The sequence below is a fragment of the Dissulfurimicrobium sp. genome (assembly GCF_049968175.1).
Lineage (GTDB): Bacteria > Desulfobacterota > Dissulfuribacteria > Dissulfuribacterales > Sh68 > Dissulfurimicrobium > Dissulfurimicrobium hydrothermale.
Genome location: NZ_JBMFRG010000012.1, coordinates 21,015 through 37,957, shown reverse-complemented (window position 1 = coordinate 37,957; position 16,943 = coordinate 21,015). Strand labels below are relative to the sequence as shown.

The 16,943-nt window shown below is 49.7% G+C and carries 11 protein-coding genes and 3 pseudogenes; 9 read left to right on the top strand and 5 right to left on the bottom strand.

Annotated features, from left to right (window positions below):
• Together ligA and rnr are read right to left on the bottom strand one after the other, a co-directional pair.
• Positions 1-1,060, bottom strand: a 1,060-nt coding sequence (gene ligA / locus ACP5SG_RS02655; RefSeq protein WP_428121739.1) for an NAD-dependent DNA ligase LigA, incomplete at its 3' end; no start/stop codon positions are given.
• Between the two features lie 3 nt (positions 1,061-1,063).
• Positions 1,064-3,283 (bottom strand): ribonuclease R, encoded by a 2,220-nt coding sequence (rnr, locus tag ACP5SG_RS02650; protein WP_428121736.1) that lies wholly within the window; start codon positions 3,281-3,283, stop codon positions 1,064-1,066.
• A 21-nt stretch (positions 3,284-3,304) separates the two neighbouring features.
• Between rnr and nifK the strand changes: the two genes are divergently transcribed.
• From nifK to ACP5SG_RS02605, 9 genes and pseudogenes are all read left to right on the top strand, one after another.
• Positions 3,305-4,690 carry a nitrogenase molybdenum-iron protein subunit beta gene (gene nifK / locus ACP5SG_RS02645; RefSeq protein ID WP_428121733.1) on the top strand — a complete coding sequence of 462 codons (1,386 nt, stop codon included), beginning with the start codon at positions 3,305-3,307 and terminating at the stop codon, positions 4,688-4,690.
• An 87-nt stretch (positions 4,691-4,777) separates the two neighbouring features.
• Positions 4,778-6,177 (top strand): annotated as a pseudogene (gene nifE, locus ACP5SG_RS02640) (nitrogenase iron-molybdenum cofactor biosynthesis protein NifE).
• Positions 6,174-7,537, top strand: a pseudogene (locus ACP5SG_RS02635) (nitrogenase component 1). Before nifE ends, ACP5SG_RS02635 begins: the two co-directional pseudogenes overlap by 4 nt.
• Before the next feature lie 30 nt (positions 7,538-7,567).
• A pseudogene (locus ACP5SG_RS02630) lies at positions 7,568-8,881 on the top strand (radical SAM protein).
• Between the two features lie 122 nt (positions 8,882-9,003).
• A complete protein-coding gene (gene modA, locus ACP5SG_RS02625) occupies positions 9,004-9,870 on the top strand; it encodes a molybdate ABC transporter substrate-binding protein (protein ID WP_237888616.1) in 867 nt (288 codons plus the stop codon).
• Positions 9,855-10,604, top strand: a complete 750-nt coding sequence (locus tag ACP5SG_RS02620; protein WP_424661458.1) for a Rossmann-like domain-containing protein — start codon at positions 9,855-9,857, stop codon at positions 10,602-10,604. The genes modA (ACP5SG_RS02625) and ACP5SG_RS02620 overlap by 16 nt, the downstream gene beginning before the upstream one ends.
• 203 nt (positions 10,605-10,807) lie before the next feature.
• On the top strand, positions 10,808-11,662 hold the full coding sequence (gene modA, locus ACP5SG_RS02615; protein WP_424661457.1) for a molybdate ABC transporter substrate-binding protein: 855 nt from the start codon (positions 10,808-10,810) through the stop codon (positions 11,660-11,662).
• Positions 11,663-12,439 (top strand): molybdate ABC transporter permease subunit, encoded by a 777-nt coding sequence (locus ACP5SG_RS02610; protein ID WP_237888613.1) that lies wholly within the window; start codon positions 11,663-11,665, stop codon positions 12,437-12,439.
• The gene (locus ACP5SG_RS02605; RefSeq protein WP_428121725.1) at positions 12,432-13,568 is read left to right on the top strand and encodes an ABC transporter ATP-binding protein; all 1,137 of its coding nucleotides are present in this window, start codon (positions 12,432-12,434) and stop codon (positions 13,566-13,568) included. Before ACP5SG_RS02610 ends, ACP5SG_RS02605 begins: the two co-directional genes overlap by 8 nt.
• Here the strand turns inward: ACP5SG_RS02605 and ACP5SG_RS02600 are convergent.
• From ACP5SG_RS02600 to ACP5SG_RS02590, 3 genes are read right to left on the bottom strand one after another with little or no spacing between them, the layout of a single operon-like run.
• The gene (locus ACP5SG_RS02600) at positions 13,513-14,004 is read right to left on the bottom strand and encodes a thioredoxin family protein (RefSeq protein ID WP_237888611.1); all 492 of its coding nucleotides are present in this window, start codon (positions 14,002-14,004) and stop codon (positions 13,513-13,515) included. The genes ACP5SG_RS02605 and ACP5SG_RS02600 overlap by 56 nt on opposite strands.
• 12 nt (positions 14,005-14,016) lie before the next feature.
• On the bottom strand, positions 14,017-15,426 hold the full coding sequence (gene der, locus ACP5SG_RS02595; protein WP_237888610.1) for a ribosome biogenesis GTPase Der: 1,410 nt from the start codon (positions 15,424-15,426) through the stop codon (positions 14,017-14,019).
• Positions 15,427-15,431: 5 nt separating this feature from the next.
• The gene (locus ACP5SG_RS02590) at positions 15,432-16,874 is read right to left on the bottom strand and encodes a DEAD/DEAH box helicase (RefSeq protein ID WP_237888609.1); all 1,443 of its coding nucleotides are present in this window, start codon (positions 16,872-16,874) and stop codon (positions 15,432-15,434) included.
• Between the last annotated feature and the right edge of the window lie 69 nt (positions 16,875-16,943).

Sequence of the window (16,943 nt, the reverse complement as noted above, 5' to 3'; positions counted from 1 at the left end):
CCCCACCTACCCGTACAGGTGCCATTATGGCTATCGGTGTGACAGCGCCTGTGCGCCCTACGCTTAATTGGATGTCCTTGATCACAGTCACAGCTTGGGCAGCTTCGAACTTGTAAGCCAGCGCCCAACGCGGACTTTTTGCCTTTTCTCCGAGCCTGGTCTGGAGTTCAAGGCTGTTTACCTTGATCACGATGCCGTCTATCTCATAGCTCAGGGTGTCCCTCTTCTCTCCGATGCGTCGGTGATAGCGTATGGCAGCCTCTATACCTGTTATTTTCTCCGCCAGCGGATTTACCTTGAGCCCCCATTTTTTGAGGGTAGAGAGTATCTCCCATTGTGTCTTGAATGTGCGGCCCTTTACTATTCCAACGCCATAGAAAAATACGTCGAGCGGGCGTGATGCGGTTATGGCAGGGTCAAGTTGACGCAAAGAGCCAGCCGCTGCGTTTCTAGGGTTGGCAAACAATGGTTCACCTCTGGCCTTTCGTGCCTCATTTAATGCATTAAAGCCGTCTTTGTTTATAAATATCTCCCCTCGCACCTCGAGTCGATCCGGCAGGGGCACCTCGTGCCCAATCAGTTTCAAAGGCACCGCCCTGACCGTTCGTATATTATTGGTTACGTCTTCGCCTATGTAGCCATCTCCCCTGGTTGAGCCGAGGATAAAGATGCCGTTTTCATAGACTAGTTCGATTGCGAGGCCGTCCATCTTAGGTTCGACTGTATATTCGATCTCTTTCTCTGTCCCCAGAAACCTCCTAATCCTTCTGTCGAACTCGATCACGTCGCCCTCGCTGAATGCATCGTCAAGGCTAAGCATCGGGACTGTATGATGGGCCGTGGCAAATTTGTCAGACGGCTGCGCCCCTATCCTTTGGGTGGGTGAGTCTGGTGTCACCGCCTCAGGATATCTGGTTTCAAGGTCTATGAGCTCGTGCATAAGGGCGTCATAGTCTTCGTCGCTTATGATAGGCTGATCAAGCACATAGTAGCGGTAGTTGTGGTAGTTGATCTCTTGTCTTAATCTGCCTATGCGTTCAAGGATATCCTTGTCGATCACTTTTTATCCGCCTACTACTGTTTTGTTGCAATTACTCGCCCTGCTTGATGCAGGCCGTTCTTCAATTACCTCAAAATTTATGTGTCTGCGTGCGACATTTACCTCTTTTACACGTACCTTCACTATGTCGCCGATTTGAAACGTTCTCTTATGCCTTTGACCTACAAGCCTGTATCCCGCCTGGTCAAATACATAATAGTCGTCCGTAAGATCGACAAGCCTGACCGCCCCTTCGATAAAGACATCTTTGAGTTCAACAAAGAAGCCGAATGACGCAACCCCTGAAATGACGCCTTCATACACCTCTCCAATCTTGTCTGCCATAAGTCTGACCTTGAGCCTGTCTATCATCTCGCGTTCGGCCTCCATGGCCGTCCGCTCCTTCTGCGAACAGTGTCGGCTTAGATCAGAGAGGACCTCTTCCGTATAGAGAGGCGTCTTTTTTCTGCGTCCCATATTGGCGGTGAGTATTCTGTGAACTATGAGGTCAGGATAACGGCGAATGGGCGAGGTGAAATGCAGGTAGTGGGTCGAGGCGAGGCCGAAGTGCCCGATATTTATCGGCGAGTATACGGCCTGCTGCATGGAGCGTAAGAGCAGCGTATTTATTATGTATTCAATAGGCGAGCCAGCTGCCTTTAGCAGTACCTCTTGACACCACCTTGGGCTCATCTCATCTGGAAGCGCGATGTCAAGGCCGATACCTCGGGCGAATGAGACAAAGTCGTTCAGTCTCAGCCTGTCGGGTTCAGGATGTACCCTGTAGAGGGTCGGGACGTCGTTCTTTGCAAGATGCGCGGCTACAGCCTCGTTTGCCGCGAGCATAAACTCCTCTATTATACGGTGGGCGATGTTGCGTTCGCGCCTTACTATATCTTCGAGGTTGCCTTGAAGCCCAAGGATTATTTCTGGTTCGGGCATGTCAAAGTCTATGCTGCCCCTCTCGACCCTCTTTGCATTGAGGATAAGGGCGAGCTCTTTCATCAACTTCAACATCTTTGCAAGCCAGCGATCTTCCTCTGCAATATCACTCGTCCTGCACCCCAATAGGCTGGTCGCCTCGGTATATGTCAACCTCCGATGGCTCTTTATCACGGCCTTCGAGAAAACGACCCGCCTTAGATTTCCCTGCCTGTCAAGGTTGAGCTCTATTGCAAGGACCAGGCGATCTTCACCTGGCACCAGGCTGCATAGGTGATTTGAAAGGGTTTCGGGCAGCATGGGGACGACCGCGTTTGGGAAATAGACACTTGTGCCCCTTTCTCGCGCGGCTTCGTCTATAGGTGAGCCTTCTTTTACGTAATGGCCTACGTCCGCTATGGCTACGATAATGACATAACCAGTCTTTGTCTTTTTTGCAAAGACCGCATCGTCGAAGTCCCTTGCATTCTCGCCGTCGATCGTAATAAGGGGTATGGCCCGCAGGTCCTTTCTGTCGCTGATGTCCTCTTGGCTTATGATCTTTGGCAGTTCAGCGGCCTGCCTGACAACATCGTCGGAGAATTCATGCGGCAGCTCGTACTTGTTTATGACTATCCTAGCTTGGACACCGAGGTCGTTCGGATCGCCGAGTATCTCTATCACACGGCCCTCTGGACTCCTCCCCTCCGGCAGGTAATTTACTATCTCCGCAACCACCACATCGCCGTTTTTGGCCTTCAGTGTGGCCTTTTTCGGTATGGCGACCTCAAATGCAAGGCGCTCATCTTCGGGTACAACAATTGCAATATCCTTGCCCTTATGGAAGGTCCCGACTATCCGTTTTGTCCTCCGCTCAAGTATCCTTATAACTGAGCCTTCTTGCCGTCTCCCCCTGGTCTGTTCTATCCGCACCACCACTCTGTCGCCGTGTATGGCCCCTTTTAAGGCCTTCGGCGGGATAAAGATGTCAGGACCTCCTGTCTGTTCCGGTGTTACGAATCCAAAGCCGTCAGGATGAACGGAGATGTTCCCTGTAACAAGGTGCATGAGATCTGAGAGCCCATATCTCTTGCCCTTGATCTGTAGGACTAGCCCTTTATTTATGAGGGCCTCCAGCGCGCTGGCGGATTCATGCCTCTCTTCCCTATTGAGATTGGCTGCCTTATTGATCTCTCTTAAGAAAAGAGGACGTCCTGCATCTCTCATCACCCTCAGGATGCGGATGGATAATGGGTCTGTTTTGGATGTATGTTTAGGCTTTGTTGGGGGTTTTTTATCCAGCGTATTTTTTTTCTTTGTCATTATTAAAATTATACGGTCAATGTGGCATCCGGTCAATCTTTTGCGAATCCACCAGGAATAGCAGAACGCAGCGCACTCACGATCAATCCAGCCAAGACGTGTCAGCCCATAGGGGCCCTTTATGCAGCCCTTGGCATACATGAATGCCTGCCGCACAGTCACGGAAGCCAGGGTTGCTGTGCATATCATCGCAGTCATCTTACGAGACACTACAAGGAACCTGTGATGGCTGCGACCAGTTCATTTACAGAAGGAACCGCTGTCTTTGGAGGCGGCGCCAATCTGCGGCAGGCCATAAAGAACATCTTTCAGATATATAAGCCCAGGGTTGTGGCTGTGCATACAACATGCCTTTCCGAGACCATAGGTGACGATCTTTCCACCCTGATAGCCAAGGCAAAGGATGACGGACTTATACCTGAAGGCAGTTTTGTCATACACACCAATACGCCAAGCTATGTAGGCTCTCATGTAACAGGCTTCTCGAACATGACACGGTCCATGGTGAATTATTTTGCAGAGCCTGCTAAACAAAAGAAAGGGCAGATAAATGTCATACCAGGATTTGTGGAGCCATCTGACATACGTCACATAAAGATGCTCTTGAATGAGATGGGCGTAAAGGCCGTCGTATTTCCTGATACCTCTGATGTGCTGGACGCCCCCCAGACAGGCAGCCACAGGTTTTATCCAAAGGGTGGCGTGACCGTGGAGGCGCTTAAATCAACAGGCTCAAGCAAGAAGACCATAGCGATGGGGTCCTTTGCATCCGAGGCCGCCGCCCAGGCCCTCATGGTCAAGGCCGATGTGCCGTATGACCTGATCGATCTGCCCATAGGCATCGCCGCCACCGACCGCTTCATGCAGTCTCTGATGGATATTACTGGCAAGGAGCCATCCGAAAGGATATTGGATGACAGGGGACGCCTGGTTGACATGATGACAGATAACCAGCAGTACTTCTATGGGAAAAAGGTGGCGGTCTTTGGTGACCCGGATCATGTGATATCCATGACCGAATTTCTGGTAAGCATGGATATGATCCCAATCCATATCTTGACAGGGACCCCTGGCAAGAGGTTTGAGCAGCGCATAAGAGAGATATTGAAAGATGTTGCGCCGGATGCAAGGGTAAAGGCCGCTGGAGACCTGTTTGAACTCCATCAGTGGATAAAGGCCGAGCCGGTCGATCTTCTTATGGGCAACACCTATGGCAAGCACATTGCCAGGGCGGAGGACGTACCGTTTGTCCGTTTCGGTTTCCCGATACTGGATAGAGTAGGGCACAGCTACTTCCCTGTCGTGGGCTATAGAGGCGCCATGCACCTGATGGAAAAGATACTTGGCGTCCTCCTTGACCGCAAAGACAGGGATGCCGCTGAAGAAAATTTCGAACTTATCATGTAGGAATGCCTGTGGAGGGCAGCATCTAAAATATTAATGCTGCTTGTGGGTTGCCCGCAGGCTTATGTCAAACCAGACAGGAGGAAACGGATGGCCTCTGCAATATTCAAAGAAAGGGAAAAACAGGTATATCTCAAGGGGAGCAGGCCCTTTGATCTTGAATGTGAAAAGGAAAGCCTCGCAGGGGCGGTAAGCCAGAGGGCGTGCGTATTCTGCGGTTCGAGGGTCGTCCTTTATCCCATAGCCGATGCGCTCCACCTCGTACATGGTCCTGTGGGATGCGCGGTCTATACATGGGATATCAGAGGCGCCCTTTCATCAGGCCCTGAGCTCCACCGCCTGAGCTTTTCCACCGATCTTCAGGAGAAGGATGTCATATTCGGCGGCGAGAAAAAACTCTACGGCGCGCTTGTCGAACTCATAGATCGCCATGCCCCCAAGGCGGCGTTTGTATATTCAACATGCATCGTTGGTATCATCGGGGATGACCTTGAGGCAATATGCCGAAGGGTGAGCGAAGAAAAAAATATCCCCGTGATCCCTGTCCAGTCAGAGGGTTTCAAGGGCAACAAGCGAGCGGGTTACAATGCGGCCTGCAGGGCCTTGTTCAGGCTGGTGGGTGAGGGCAGCACCGAGGGCATCTCTCCATACAGCGTAAATATACTCGGAGACTTCAACCTGGCCGGGGAACTATGGATCATACGCGATTACTTTAAGCGCATGGGTGTCCAGGTCGTGGCCAATATCACAGGCGACGGCAGGGTGGATGACATAAGGCGCGCCCATGGCGCGGCGCTCAATCTCGTGCAGTGCTCAGGGGCTACGATGGACCTTGCGGTCATGATGAAGGAAAAATATGGCACCCCGGTCATGAGGGTATCCTATTTCGGGATCGAGGACATGGCTGAGGCGCTCTACGGCATAGCCCGCTTCTTCAAGGAGCCATCTATCATGGAAAGGACACAGAGCAGCTTGTGAGGGAGGAGCTTTCAGCCCTCTATCCTGAGCTTCAGAGATACCGCAAGGCATTGAGCGGCAAAAAGGCCGCCATATATGTCGGCGGCGCATTCAAGGCGTTTTCGCTGGTTAAGGCCTTCAGACACCTTGGCATGAAGGTGGTGATGGTAGGTTCACAGACCGGCACACAGGAAGACTACAGGGAGCTTGAGGCGATAACCGACGACGGGACAATTATAGTGGATGACTCAAACCCGCTGGAGCTGTCGGCGTTTCTGCAGGAAAAGGAGGTCGATATCTTTGTGGGCGGCGTCAAGGAACGGCCCATAGCATATAAATTAGGTGTCGGCTTCTGTGACCACAATCACGAGAGAAAAGAGGCGCTTGAAGGCTTTGTGGGCATGCTCAATTTTGCAAAAGAGGTCTATTCCTCTGTCATGAGTCCTGTCTGGCGTTTTGTGCCTAAAAACAGCCAGGGGATGCTTGATGGACTCTCAAGCCATAAAGAGAAAATCCTGAGGTGCGTATCATGAAAAAACAGGAAAATAAATATGTCTCAACCACCAATGCCTGTAAGCTCTGTAAACCCCTGGGTGCGTGTCTGGCATTCAAGGGCATAGAAGGCGCAGTGCCTTTTCTGCATGGTTCTCAAGGATGCGCAACCTATATGAGAAGATACATCATAAGTCATTTCAATGAACCTATGGATATTGCATCATCATCTCTGGGGGAAAACATGCGGTATTCGGAGGCGCAGCCAATCTCAAGAAGGGGCTGAAAAATGTATGCCGGAAATTCAGCCCCAGCATGATAGGCGTCGCCACTACATGCCTTACAGAGACCATAGGCGATGATGTCCCAATGATACTCAGGGAATACAGAAGCGGGATAGCGCAGCAGGGCGATCCGGCGCCTTTTCTGGTGAATGTCTCGACACCCAGCTATTCAGGAACCCATATGGAAGGTTTTCATGAGGCTGTGAAGGCCGTTGTCGAACAGCTTGCGGAGGGCGGCGAGCCGCTTGATTTCATAAATCTCTTCCCTGGTTTTGTATCTCCGGCTGATATACGTCATCTCTATGAGATCGTCTCTGATTTCAGTCTGGAGTGCACGATCCTTCCTGATTATTCAGATACCCTCGATGGGCCGGCCATGCGTGAGTATGAGAGGATACCCCAGGGCGGCACCCCTGTCTCGGCGATAAAAGAGATGGGCAGGGCATTGGGCAGCATAGAGTTCGGCCGGAACCTGAAGACAATGGTGACTGCCGGTGAGTTTCTTAAGTCAAGATTCGGGGTGGTTAACCGCCGGATAGGGACACCCATAGGGCTCAGGGAGACAGACGCCTTCTTTACGGCGCTTGAGGAGATATCGGGTATCCCTGCCCCTCAAAAATACATGATGGAACGTGCGAGACTCATCGATTCCTTTGTGGATTGCCACAAATATGTCTTTGGCAAACGGGCCGTTGTCTATGGTGAAGAAGACCTCGTGACAGGCCTTACCTCTTTTCTTACTGAAATCGGCATTCAGCCCATACTGTGCGCATCGGGTAGCAAAGGCGGCGCATTCCAGGAGTCCATAAAAGAGGTGACAGAAGGCATCCTTACTGATGATCCTGATGTCAGAGACGATGCCGACTTCTATGATATAGCTATTGATGTCGAGTCAATGCAACCGGATATCATGGTCGGTCACAGCAAGGGCTATCATCTGGCAAGAAAGTTGGGCATACCGCTTATAAGGGTAGGCTTTCCAATCCATGACCGTATAGGTGGGCAGCGCATTGTCCATATAGGCTACAGAGGCGCGCAGAATCTGCTTGATACAATAGTGAATGCAATAATAGAGAAGAAACAGGATGATTCATCCGTAGGCTATAGCTATATGTAGAATGAAAGGGGTAAAATTAGGAAAAATATGATAAATATAACACCTGATAGATCAAGACATCCATGTTTTAATGCAAGTGTAAAGGGAAGCTGTGGCAGGGTGCATCTTCCTGTAGCGCCAAAATGCAACATACTTTGTAATTACTGCAATCGAAAATATGACTGCGTAAATGAGAGCAGGCCTGGTGTCACAAGCGCCATACTCTCACCTTATTAGGCGCTTGCCTATATGGAAAGGGTCATTGAGAAGGAACCGCGCATAACAGTTGCAGGTATAGCAGGGCCGGGAGACCCGTTTGCAAGCCCTGATGAAACCATGGAGACCATCAGGCTTATCAAGGAGAGATTCCCTGAGATCATCCTATGTCTTGCCACAAACGGCCTTGGCGTATCTCCTTATGTGGATGACCTCGCCTCCCTGGGCGTCTCTCATATCACTGTCACCATAAATGCCGTTGACCCTGACGTGAGCCAGAATATCTATGCCTGGGTGAGGGACGGGAAGGTGGTTTACCGCGGCAGGGAGGCAGCCGGACTGCTCCTTCAAAGACAGCTTGACGCCGTCTCGAAGCTCAAGGCCAGGGGTATCACGCTCAAGATAAATACGATCGTTATCCCAGGAATAAATTATGATCCTGAAATCAATGGTGGCCATATAATTGATATTGCAAAGAAAATGGCAGAGATGGGCGCTGATGTGCTGAACTGTATGCCCATGTATCCCAATGCCGGCACCGCCTTTGAAAACATCAGGGAGCCAGACAAGAAGGAGATCAGAATCTTGCAGGACAGGGCAGGGGAACATATCGCCCAGATGAGACACTGTACCAGATGCCGTGCTGACGCCATAGGGCTTCTGGGTGAAGACCGCTCAACTGAGATGCATGGATGTCTCTCCGCATGTGCCAGTCTTCCAAAACCCCTTGCCGGCAATGAACGGCCGTTTGTCGCGGTGGCGACACTTGAGGGGATGCTGGTCAACCAGCACCTTGGTGAGGCGGAGAGGCTTCAGATATGGGGCAGGGGCAAAGATGGTTTCTACCTGGTTGAAGAGCGCAGGACACCTCCCCCTGGTGGCGGGCCTAAAAGATGGGAGGCCCTTTCAGAGATGCTCAGGGACTGTAGGGCGATACTCGTGGGCGGTATCGGTGAAAACCCCCGAAATATTCTTTCAGGGGAAGGCATTGAGGTCTTTGAGCTGAACGGTTTTATAGAGATGGGGCTTAAATCCGTATTCATGGGCGATGATATCTCCTTTCTCAAGGTGAGAAGGAAGGGCGGGTGCGGCGGTTGTAAAGGTGCGGGTCTTGGTTGTGATGATTTGTCCAGCTTGCCTATCTTTTAGGTCGGTTGTCTCGTAGCGATTCTGTTTTTTAGGGTGGATCAATTAAAGATTGACAATGCTTTATCTTATATGTTATATAACGCACGTTATATTAAACTATGTATAGCGAAAGGAGGAACTATATGAAGATATTTAAAAAAGTAGTTATGACTGTGCTTGTTGTAGGGTTTTTGGCCATGTCATGTCTTCCCAGGGATGCCTTTTCGGCTGAGAGGCTTATGGTCTTTGCTGGTGCAGCCTCAAAGCCGCCGCTTGAGGAGGCTGCAAAGGCCTTTGAAAAGAAAACCGGCGTTAAGGTGGATATCAGCTTCGGTGGTTCAGGGACTGTCCTTTCCCAGATGATCCTTGCAAAGGAGGGGGATATCTATTTTCCTGGCTCATCTGACTACATGGAGCTCGCGAAGAGGAAAGGGATGGTGTTGCCTGAGACGGAAAAGATAGTGGTCTATCTCGTCCCTGCCATAAACGTGCAGAAAGGCAATCCCAAAGGGATCCATAGTTTGAAGGACCTTACAAGGCGTGGGCTCAAGGTCGCCATCGCAAATCCTGAGGATGTATGTGTGGGCGCCTATGCCGTTGAAATAATTGAAAAAAACTTTACTCCCCAAGAAAAGGAGGCGTTCAGAAAGAACCTCATCAACTATACTGAGAGTTGCGACAAGACTGCCACCGCCGTATCACTTAAGATGGCGGACGCGGTGATCGGTTGGCGGGTTTTCCATTACTGGGATCCGGAAAGAATAGAGAATGTCCGGCTTAAAAAAGAAGAAATCGTCCGTGTAGGTTATATCCCAATAGCTATATCTAAATTCACCAAAAACAAGGCCCTTGCCCAGAAGTTTATAGATTTCATCTTGTCTGACGAAGGAAAGGCGATATTCAGAAAATATCACTACCTCATGACCCCTGATGAGGCCTTTGCCTATATTGGCGAGAAGAAACCCGTCGGCGGGGACTATGTGGTGCCGCAGGAGTGGTTGAAGAAATAAAAGATAAAGCTATGGGATTCTATAGCCGTTTAAAACAAGAGCTTGGGTATTTAGTCGAAAAGCATGATCTTTTTAAAGAACATGTTACAATTACTGCAAAAACCTTAACACCGAAAGAGGCTATCGGTGAGCCGGAAAGAATGGATTTTCCGCTTCTGAAGGGGAAAGAGGTGATGATTGAGGCTAGATTTCTGGATAAGAAGGGCCAGGCATACACCAGTATGCCTGGCGATTACCAAGGGACAATAGAAGATATCATCAAACTTTCTCTATCCAACGATTTTGAAAGGGCATGTCTGATATCCAGCTTAAATGCCGTTATGAGGCATCTTGGTAGCATTGAAAAGACAATCCATTGCAGGAATAGCGATCCTGAAAGGTGTGCGACCATGTTGCCTCATTATATTCAGAAACGCTTTGGAAAGCCCAAAATAGCATTTATAGGATTTCAACCCGCAATGATAAATAGTCTATCAGGGTCATTTGAACTAAAAGTCATTGATCTTGATGAAGATAATATCAATAAGGAAAAATATGGGGTGATAATAAATGGACCTGACAAGACAGATGAGATAGTATCATGGGCTGATATTATTATTGCAACAGGGTCAACATGCGTAAATGCTACAATTGAGAAATTTATCAAAGATAAACCAGTTATATTTTATGGTGTATCTATAGCTGGAATAGCAAAGATTTGTGGATATGAAAGGTATTGCCCATGTGCATATTGAATCCACCGCACAACTTTCAATACTAAAAGCAATACTAAAAGGAAGCTAATATTGCGGCGTCGCAAAAGGTCGCCAACCGCGTTGCGCTGCATCTTTTTCGTCACTGCGGCGTATAAGTATGCCGCATTCCTCAGGATCTGCGCGCATTTTTGCTTAGCCATTAATGACTTTTTACGAGATCATCAATATTGAGAGGGAAGATAATGAAAAGAATAAGTTCGAAGATCTTGATCTATCTGGTGATGCTGCCTTTTATCATACTGAATGTATTATCCATTGCATGCGCTGAAGAACTTATGGTCTTTAGCGGCGCCGCCTTTAAGAAACCCTTGGATGATCTCATACAAAGCTACGATAAGGCAAAAGTGAGCGCCAATTATGGGGGCGTGACGGCTATACTGACCCAGCTGAGCCTTGGCAGACAGGGTGACGTCTTTGTCGTCCCGTCACCTGATGTCATGGAGCAGGCGGTTCAAAATGGGCTTGTGAAAAAGGAGAGTGTAAGGAGTTTCGTCTATGCCGTTCCCGTCATGGTTGTCAAAAAAGGAAATCCCAAAGGCATACACAGCATCGAGGACCTCCTCAGGCCTGACGTCAGGTTTGCCATGGCGAATCCAGAGATGGTATATATAGGACGGCTTGCCGCGGAGATTTTCGATAGAAACCTCCCCCCTGATAAAGTTGATGCCTTGAGGAAAAAGGTGCAGACCTATGCAGATGACATCTCGAAACTCTTGAGCTATCTACTGATAGATCAGGTGGATGCGGTGCTGGGATTTGATTTTCTCAAGGGGTGGGCCCCTAACAGGGTGGATATCGTAAAATTAAAACCAAATGAGGTCATTCGCATCGGAAACGGTCAGATAGGTGTCACTACATCTTCAAAAGATCCCCAGGGGGCAGAGAAATTCATCGGGTTTGTCTTATCGGGCAAGGGACAGGAGGTGTTTAAAAAGTATGGGTATCTCACTTCTCTTAAGGAGACATATGCCTTTTTAGGGGCCAAAAAGCCGGTAGGCGGCGTTCCGCAAGTCGGCCAGGAATGGATTAGCAGATAGATGAATTTGAAAAGACTTAGCATCTTCTGTGCCTTTTCGACATTTTCAGTCTATGCAGGTCTTGTCCTGTCGATGTGCTACTTTCTGAGCGGCCGTCTCTTTGTGGAGACCATTTTGTCTGGAAGGACGCTTTTTTCCATAAGGTTGAGCCTTCTTTGCGCAACCATCGCGACAGCGCTTTCCGTGTGTCTTGCGGTACCGTCAGCCTATGCCTTGAGCAGATTTGATTTCAAGGGCAAGGACATCCTCGACACCACCCTTGAGTTTCCAATGGTCGTCTCGCCAGCAGCCCTTGGCGCCTTGCTTCTGATCTTTTTCAACACCCCATTGGGCGGGTTCGTGCAGAAAAATACCTTTCAGTTCGTCTTTGCCTTTGCAGGCATAGTGCTTGCCCAGTTTGTTACTACTCTGGGTGTTGCAACCAGGCTTTTAAAGGCCGCTCTTGACGAGATCCCGCGACGATATGAAGATGTTGCCAGGACCCTCGGCGCATCCCCTCTCTCAGCATTCTTCAGCGTCACTCTGCCCCTTGCCAGACGCGGGATCCTGGCGTCCATCATCCTTACCTGGGCAAAGGCCTTGGGAGAGTTCGGCGCAACCATTATGGTGGCGGGCTCGATGGCCATGAGGACAGAGACCCTGCCTGTCGCCATATTTATGCGGCTTGCAAGCGCCGATATCGAGGGCGCAGTTGTGCTCATCCTGATCTTAGTCTCTGTTGGTTTCTTTGTGCTGTATGTCGCCAGATTTTTAATAAAGGCACGAAGGCATGCTTGAACTCGAAAGACTTACCATCAATACAGGCATGTTTTCTGTAAAAGATGTGAGTCTAAAGATCCAGCCAGGCAGCTGCAATGTGCTTGTAGGGCCTACCGGTTGCGGCAAGACCACGCTTCTTGAGGCCATTATTGGTATACGAAGGCCTGATTCGGGAGTAATTCGATTGGAAGGCAGACGAATCGATGACCTGCCTATTGAAAGGCGTGGTATAGCCTATCTGCCTCAAGACCTCGCCCTTTTCCCACACCTGACCGTTGAAGGCAACATCTTTTATGGCCTTAAGCATCAAAAAAGGTTGAATGAGCGCCGGCGCGATTTCGTCCTGGAATTGGCGGAGACCTTGGGCATAACCCATTTGCTTAAGAGGATGGTAGACCACTTAAGCGGCGGTGAGCGTCAGCGAGTGGCGCTTGTTCGGGCCCTTGCCACAGGAAGCGGGTATCTGTTGCTCGACGAGCCCTTATCTGCCCTCCATGAGGCCATGAAAAAAGACCTCTGGTTCCTGATTGCCGATATTAAGGTGAGGTTTGGTCTTGCCATAGTCATGGTTACTCACGATATGGACGAGGCCTTCTTCATGGGGGATGAGATAGCTGTTATGATAGACGGTATGATTCGCCAGGCTGGCCCAAGGGGTGAGGTATACGGACATCCCATAGACATAGATGTTGCAGGATTCTTCGGGATTAAGAACCTTTTTTCAGCGGAAGTTATAAGAATGCGAGGGAAATGGGCTGAGGTGAGATGTAATGAACTCAACACCGACCTCATCGTCCCGGCCTGGAGACATTCAGGCACCACCTCCATCTTGCAAGGACTCCCCTTTATTATCGGGATAATGCCGGAGAATGTAATGCTCATCAGACCTGATCTTAATAGACGGGATAATGACAATCTCCTCGAAGGGGTTGTTTATGAGATATTTTCGAGGGGTCGGTCTAACACTCTCCTGTTTGTGCCGGATGGGTCAGATAGGGTTATCGAGATAGATATTCCTGATTACGCCATGCGGAAAATGGACATTACAAAGGGTGTAAAGGCCGTTGTAGCCTTAAGGGCGGAAAAGATATTTACATTGACCGCAAGAGCGCCTCACGCAGCCATTCCTCAACCTTTGCCTTTGTAGGGAGACGGCCTGAACATAAAACTTGCCCGTTTATAACAAGGGCAGGGGTGCTTATAACCCCATATCTCCAGATCTCGTCCAGGTCTTTTATATGTTCGATGTCAGCGGCTATGTCTTTCTGATCGAGGGCCGACCTCACGATCTCTTCAAGCCTATTGCAGCTTACACATCCAGGCCCCAGGATGCGGATGGATAGGCCAGACTCATTTCCATCGATGGTCCCGTTCCATAACTTTTTAATGGCCTCGATATAGGCGTCCCTTGCAGACAGAGGTATGTAGTTTTTCTTCTCGATAATATGGAGCACCTCAATAGCGGCCTCGTCAGAGGTCTTGCGGCCAGTCGGATCGGATGCCCTTATTTGTGAGATGGCCTCATCAAGTCCTACAATCCCTATATTTACACCGCCTATATTTATAATTTTGCCCGTCGCCATACCATATTTTCTTTATTTGCGGCGTTCTCTTTCTTTAAAGATAAAATGGATTGGGGTATGGATCAACCCCAGCTGCTTTCTGAACTGGTTCAGCATAAAACGCAGATAGTAATTAGGTATGAGCTCGGGATAGTTGGCAAAGACTAGAAATGTAGGCGGCGCGGTTGCCACCTGTGTCGTATAATAGAGTTTTAGGAAATGCCCCTTAATAATCGGCGGGGTCTTTAATGCCATGGCCTTTTGCAGTGCTTGATTTGCCTTCCCTGTGCCTACCGAGGCTGTAAATTCTTTATAGACGCTGTCGATGACTGCAAGGAGTTTATTTACATTTCTACCCGTCAGGGCCGAGAGGTTGACATGCGGTGCATAAGAGATAAACCGTTTGGCAGATTCAAGTTCCTCCGTTCTTAGACGTACCAATAATTTATCGCCCTGGATCAGGTCCCATTTGTTGAATACTGTCACAACCGCTCGTTTGTATTCCTCTATATAGCCTATGAGCCTTTTGTCCTGGTCAGTTATGCCTTCTGTTGCGTCCAGGACTACAACGGCCGTGTCGCAGGTCTTTAAGGCCTCGATCGCCTTTATGACACTGAATTTTTCTATCTTGTCGTCTATCTTGGCCTTGCGCCTTATCCCCGCCGTGTCGGTAAACAGGATGTCTCTGTCCCCGTTTCTCTTGAGCAAGGTGTCTATGGCATCTCTGGTTGTGCCGGCCAAATTACTGACTATCATACGCGGCTCTCCAAGGAGGCGGTTCAGGAGGGAGGATTTTCCGACATTCGGCCTACCTATGATGGCTACTTTTATCGGTGCATCTATGTGTGCCTGAGGTCTTGATTCGGCCACAGGGTTCGATTCGGTCCATGTGGTGAGTTCTGCGTATGATCCAAGCCGTTCCTCCGGCTTGCCGAATCCGAGTGACATGGCCGACTTTGCAAGTTTATCCGTAAGCTCTGATATATTCCATCCGTGTTCGGCGGAGATAGGGTTTATCTCAGCCATGCCCAATTCATAAAATTCTCCAAGAGCCGCTTCCTGCGCAGGGTCATCCATTTTGTTGACTGCAATTATGACGGGCTTTTGGCTGACCCTCAACATCTCTGCTATATCTTTGTCGCTGCCGGTCAATCCCTCCTTGGCGTCCAGTATAAACAGGATGATGTCAGCCTCGTCAATTGCCTTTAAGCCTTGTTTCAAAACCAGCGTTTCCATCTCACTGTCCCGGCCGGATGGAAACGCAAGTCCGCCAGTATCGATGACCTCCATCGTCATGCCGCAGGCGGCGGTGAAGCGCCCGTAGTGGCGGTCCCTTGTAAGGCCAGGCATAGGGGCCACAAGGGCACTTTTTGATCTTGTAAGCCGGTTGAAGAGTGTTGATTTCCCGACATTCGGGCGCCCTATCAGGGCTATTTTCGGCATTTTGCTCATTTCAGACGGTCAGGTCCTTTTCCTGCTCTCGATCCTTGATGCCATCGGGCAGCTTTTTTTCTGGGGGGCCTGTGCCCTTTGGCCATAAATATCCTTGTATGGTCTTTGATGTCTATAGGATCCACCTCTTGTATCTCATTGTAGCCGCAGGTATCGAGTTTGTTTCCGAACGAGATATTTAGGCAGGCGGCGAGGACCTCGACAGGGTCGGCGTCTTTTAGAAGTTCTGCGGCCATGATTTTGAAAGTCCCAAGATCCTTGGACTGCATAGTCGTTTTTATCTCGTTTTTAAGGCGGTTTCTTCTAGATTTTATGATGTCGTCGATTTTTGGGACGCTCCCTTTGCGGATCGGGGCGCCGGAGACCTTGCGTATCAAATCTAACAGGCGCAACTCCCTCGGCGCAACAAAGGTGATGGCTGCGCCCCTCTTGCCTGCACGACCCGTGCGTCCTATACGATGTATATAAGATTCAGGATCTTGCGGCAGCGCATAGTTTATTACATGGGAGAGATCGTTGACATCAATGCCGCGTGCGGCCACATCAGTGGCGACTAGTATGTTCGTCTGTCGTTGCCGAAAGCCGCGCATCGTCTTTTCACGCTGGCCCTGGTTGATTTCACCGTGTATGATCGCAGCTTTATAGCCCCTTGAGATGAGCCTGGATGCGACGTTCTCTGTATCGGTGCGTGTCCGGCAAAAGATCAGGCCGTAGAAGTCTGGTTCCATGTCTAAGATTCGGCACAAGGCCTCGAATTTATCTTGCTCACTGACCTTGAAGTATATCTGGTCTGTAAGGGTCGCAGTCTGTTGTCTCTGGTTGTCGGAAATGGTCTCATATTCGTTCATGTAGCGCCTTGCAATCGAAACTACAGGTCTCGGCATGGTTGCAGAAAAGAGCATCGTCTGTTTCTCGGCCGGCACAAACTCCATGATTTCATTAATTTCGTCGATGAATCCCATGTCCAACATCTCGTCCGCTTCATCGAATACCAGAAAGGATATCTTGTCCAATCTGAGCGAACCGCGTCTCAGATGGTCTATAGTGCGGCCTGGCGTGCCTACGACTATATCGACGCCCTCCTGCAGGTGTTTCAGCTGCAGCCCTATAGCTTGACCGCCGTAGATGGGGGCGATCTTGAGTTTTTTGGCACCCTTGAGACTATTTAGTTCTTCCGCAGCCTGTATGGCAAGCTCCCTTGTTGGCACAAGTACCAGGGCCTTTACGTGCCTGGGGCGGGCCTCTATTTGTTCGATGATAGGGATGCCGAAGGCGGCCGTTTTGCCGGTGCCGGTCTGCGCCTGCGCCAAGACATCACGTCTTTCATTGAGCAGGAAGGGGATGACCTTTTGTTGTATGGGGGTTGGCGTCCCAAAGCCCTTTTTGCGCATCACGTCCAGCATGTTTTCCGAAAGCCCGAGTTGTTCAAAATGATCCATAAGTTCTCCTTTTGTTTGCATTGTCAAAAATCTTGCAGACACAGGAAGAACCTCAGAGATGACCTTCCG

Bases quoted from the DNA above. Each gene is read 5' to 3' on its own strand.
- rnr (WP_428121736.1), bottom strand. From the start codon at position 3,283: ATGACAAAGAAAAAAAATACGCTGGATAAAAAACCCCCAACAAAGCCT.
- modA (WP_237888616.1), top strand. From the start codon at position 9,004: ATGAAGATATTTAAAAAAGTAGTTATGACTGTGCTTGTTGTAGGGTTT.
- ACP5SG_RS02605 (WP_428121725.1), top strand. From the start codon at position 12,432: ATGCTTGAACTCGAAAGACTTACCATCAATACAGGCATGTTTTCTGTA.
- ACP5SG_RS02610 (WP_237888613.1), top strand. From the start codon at position 11,663: ATGAATTTGAAAAGACTTAGCATCTTCTGTGCCTTTTCGACATTTTCA.
- der (WP_237888610.1), bottom strand. From the start codon at position 15,426: ATGCCGAAAATAGCCCTGATAGGGCGCCCGAATGTCGGGAAATCAACA.
- modA (WP_424661457.1), top strand. From the start codon at position 10,808: ATGAAAAGAATAAGTTCGAAGATCTTGATCTATCTGGTGATGCTGCCT.
- ACP5SG_RS02590 (WP_237888609.1), bottom strand. From the start codon at position 16,874: ATGGATCATTTTGAACAACTCGGGCTTTCGGAAAACATGCTGGACGTG.
- ACP5SG_RS02600 (WP_237888611.1), bottom strand. From the start codon at position 14,004: ATGGCGACGGGCAAAATTATAAATATAGGCGGTGTAAATATAGGGATT.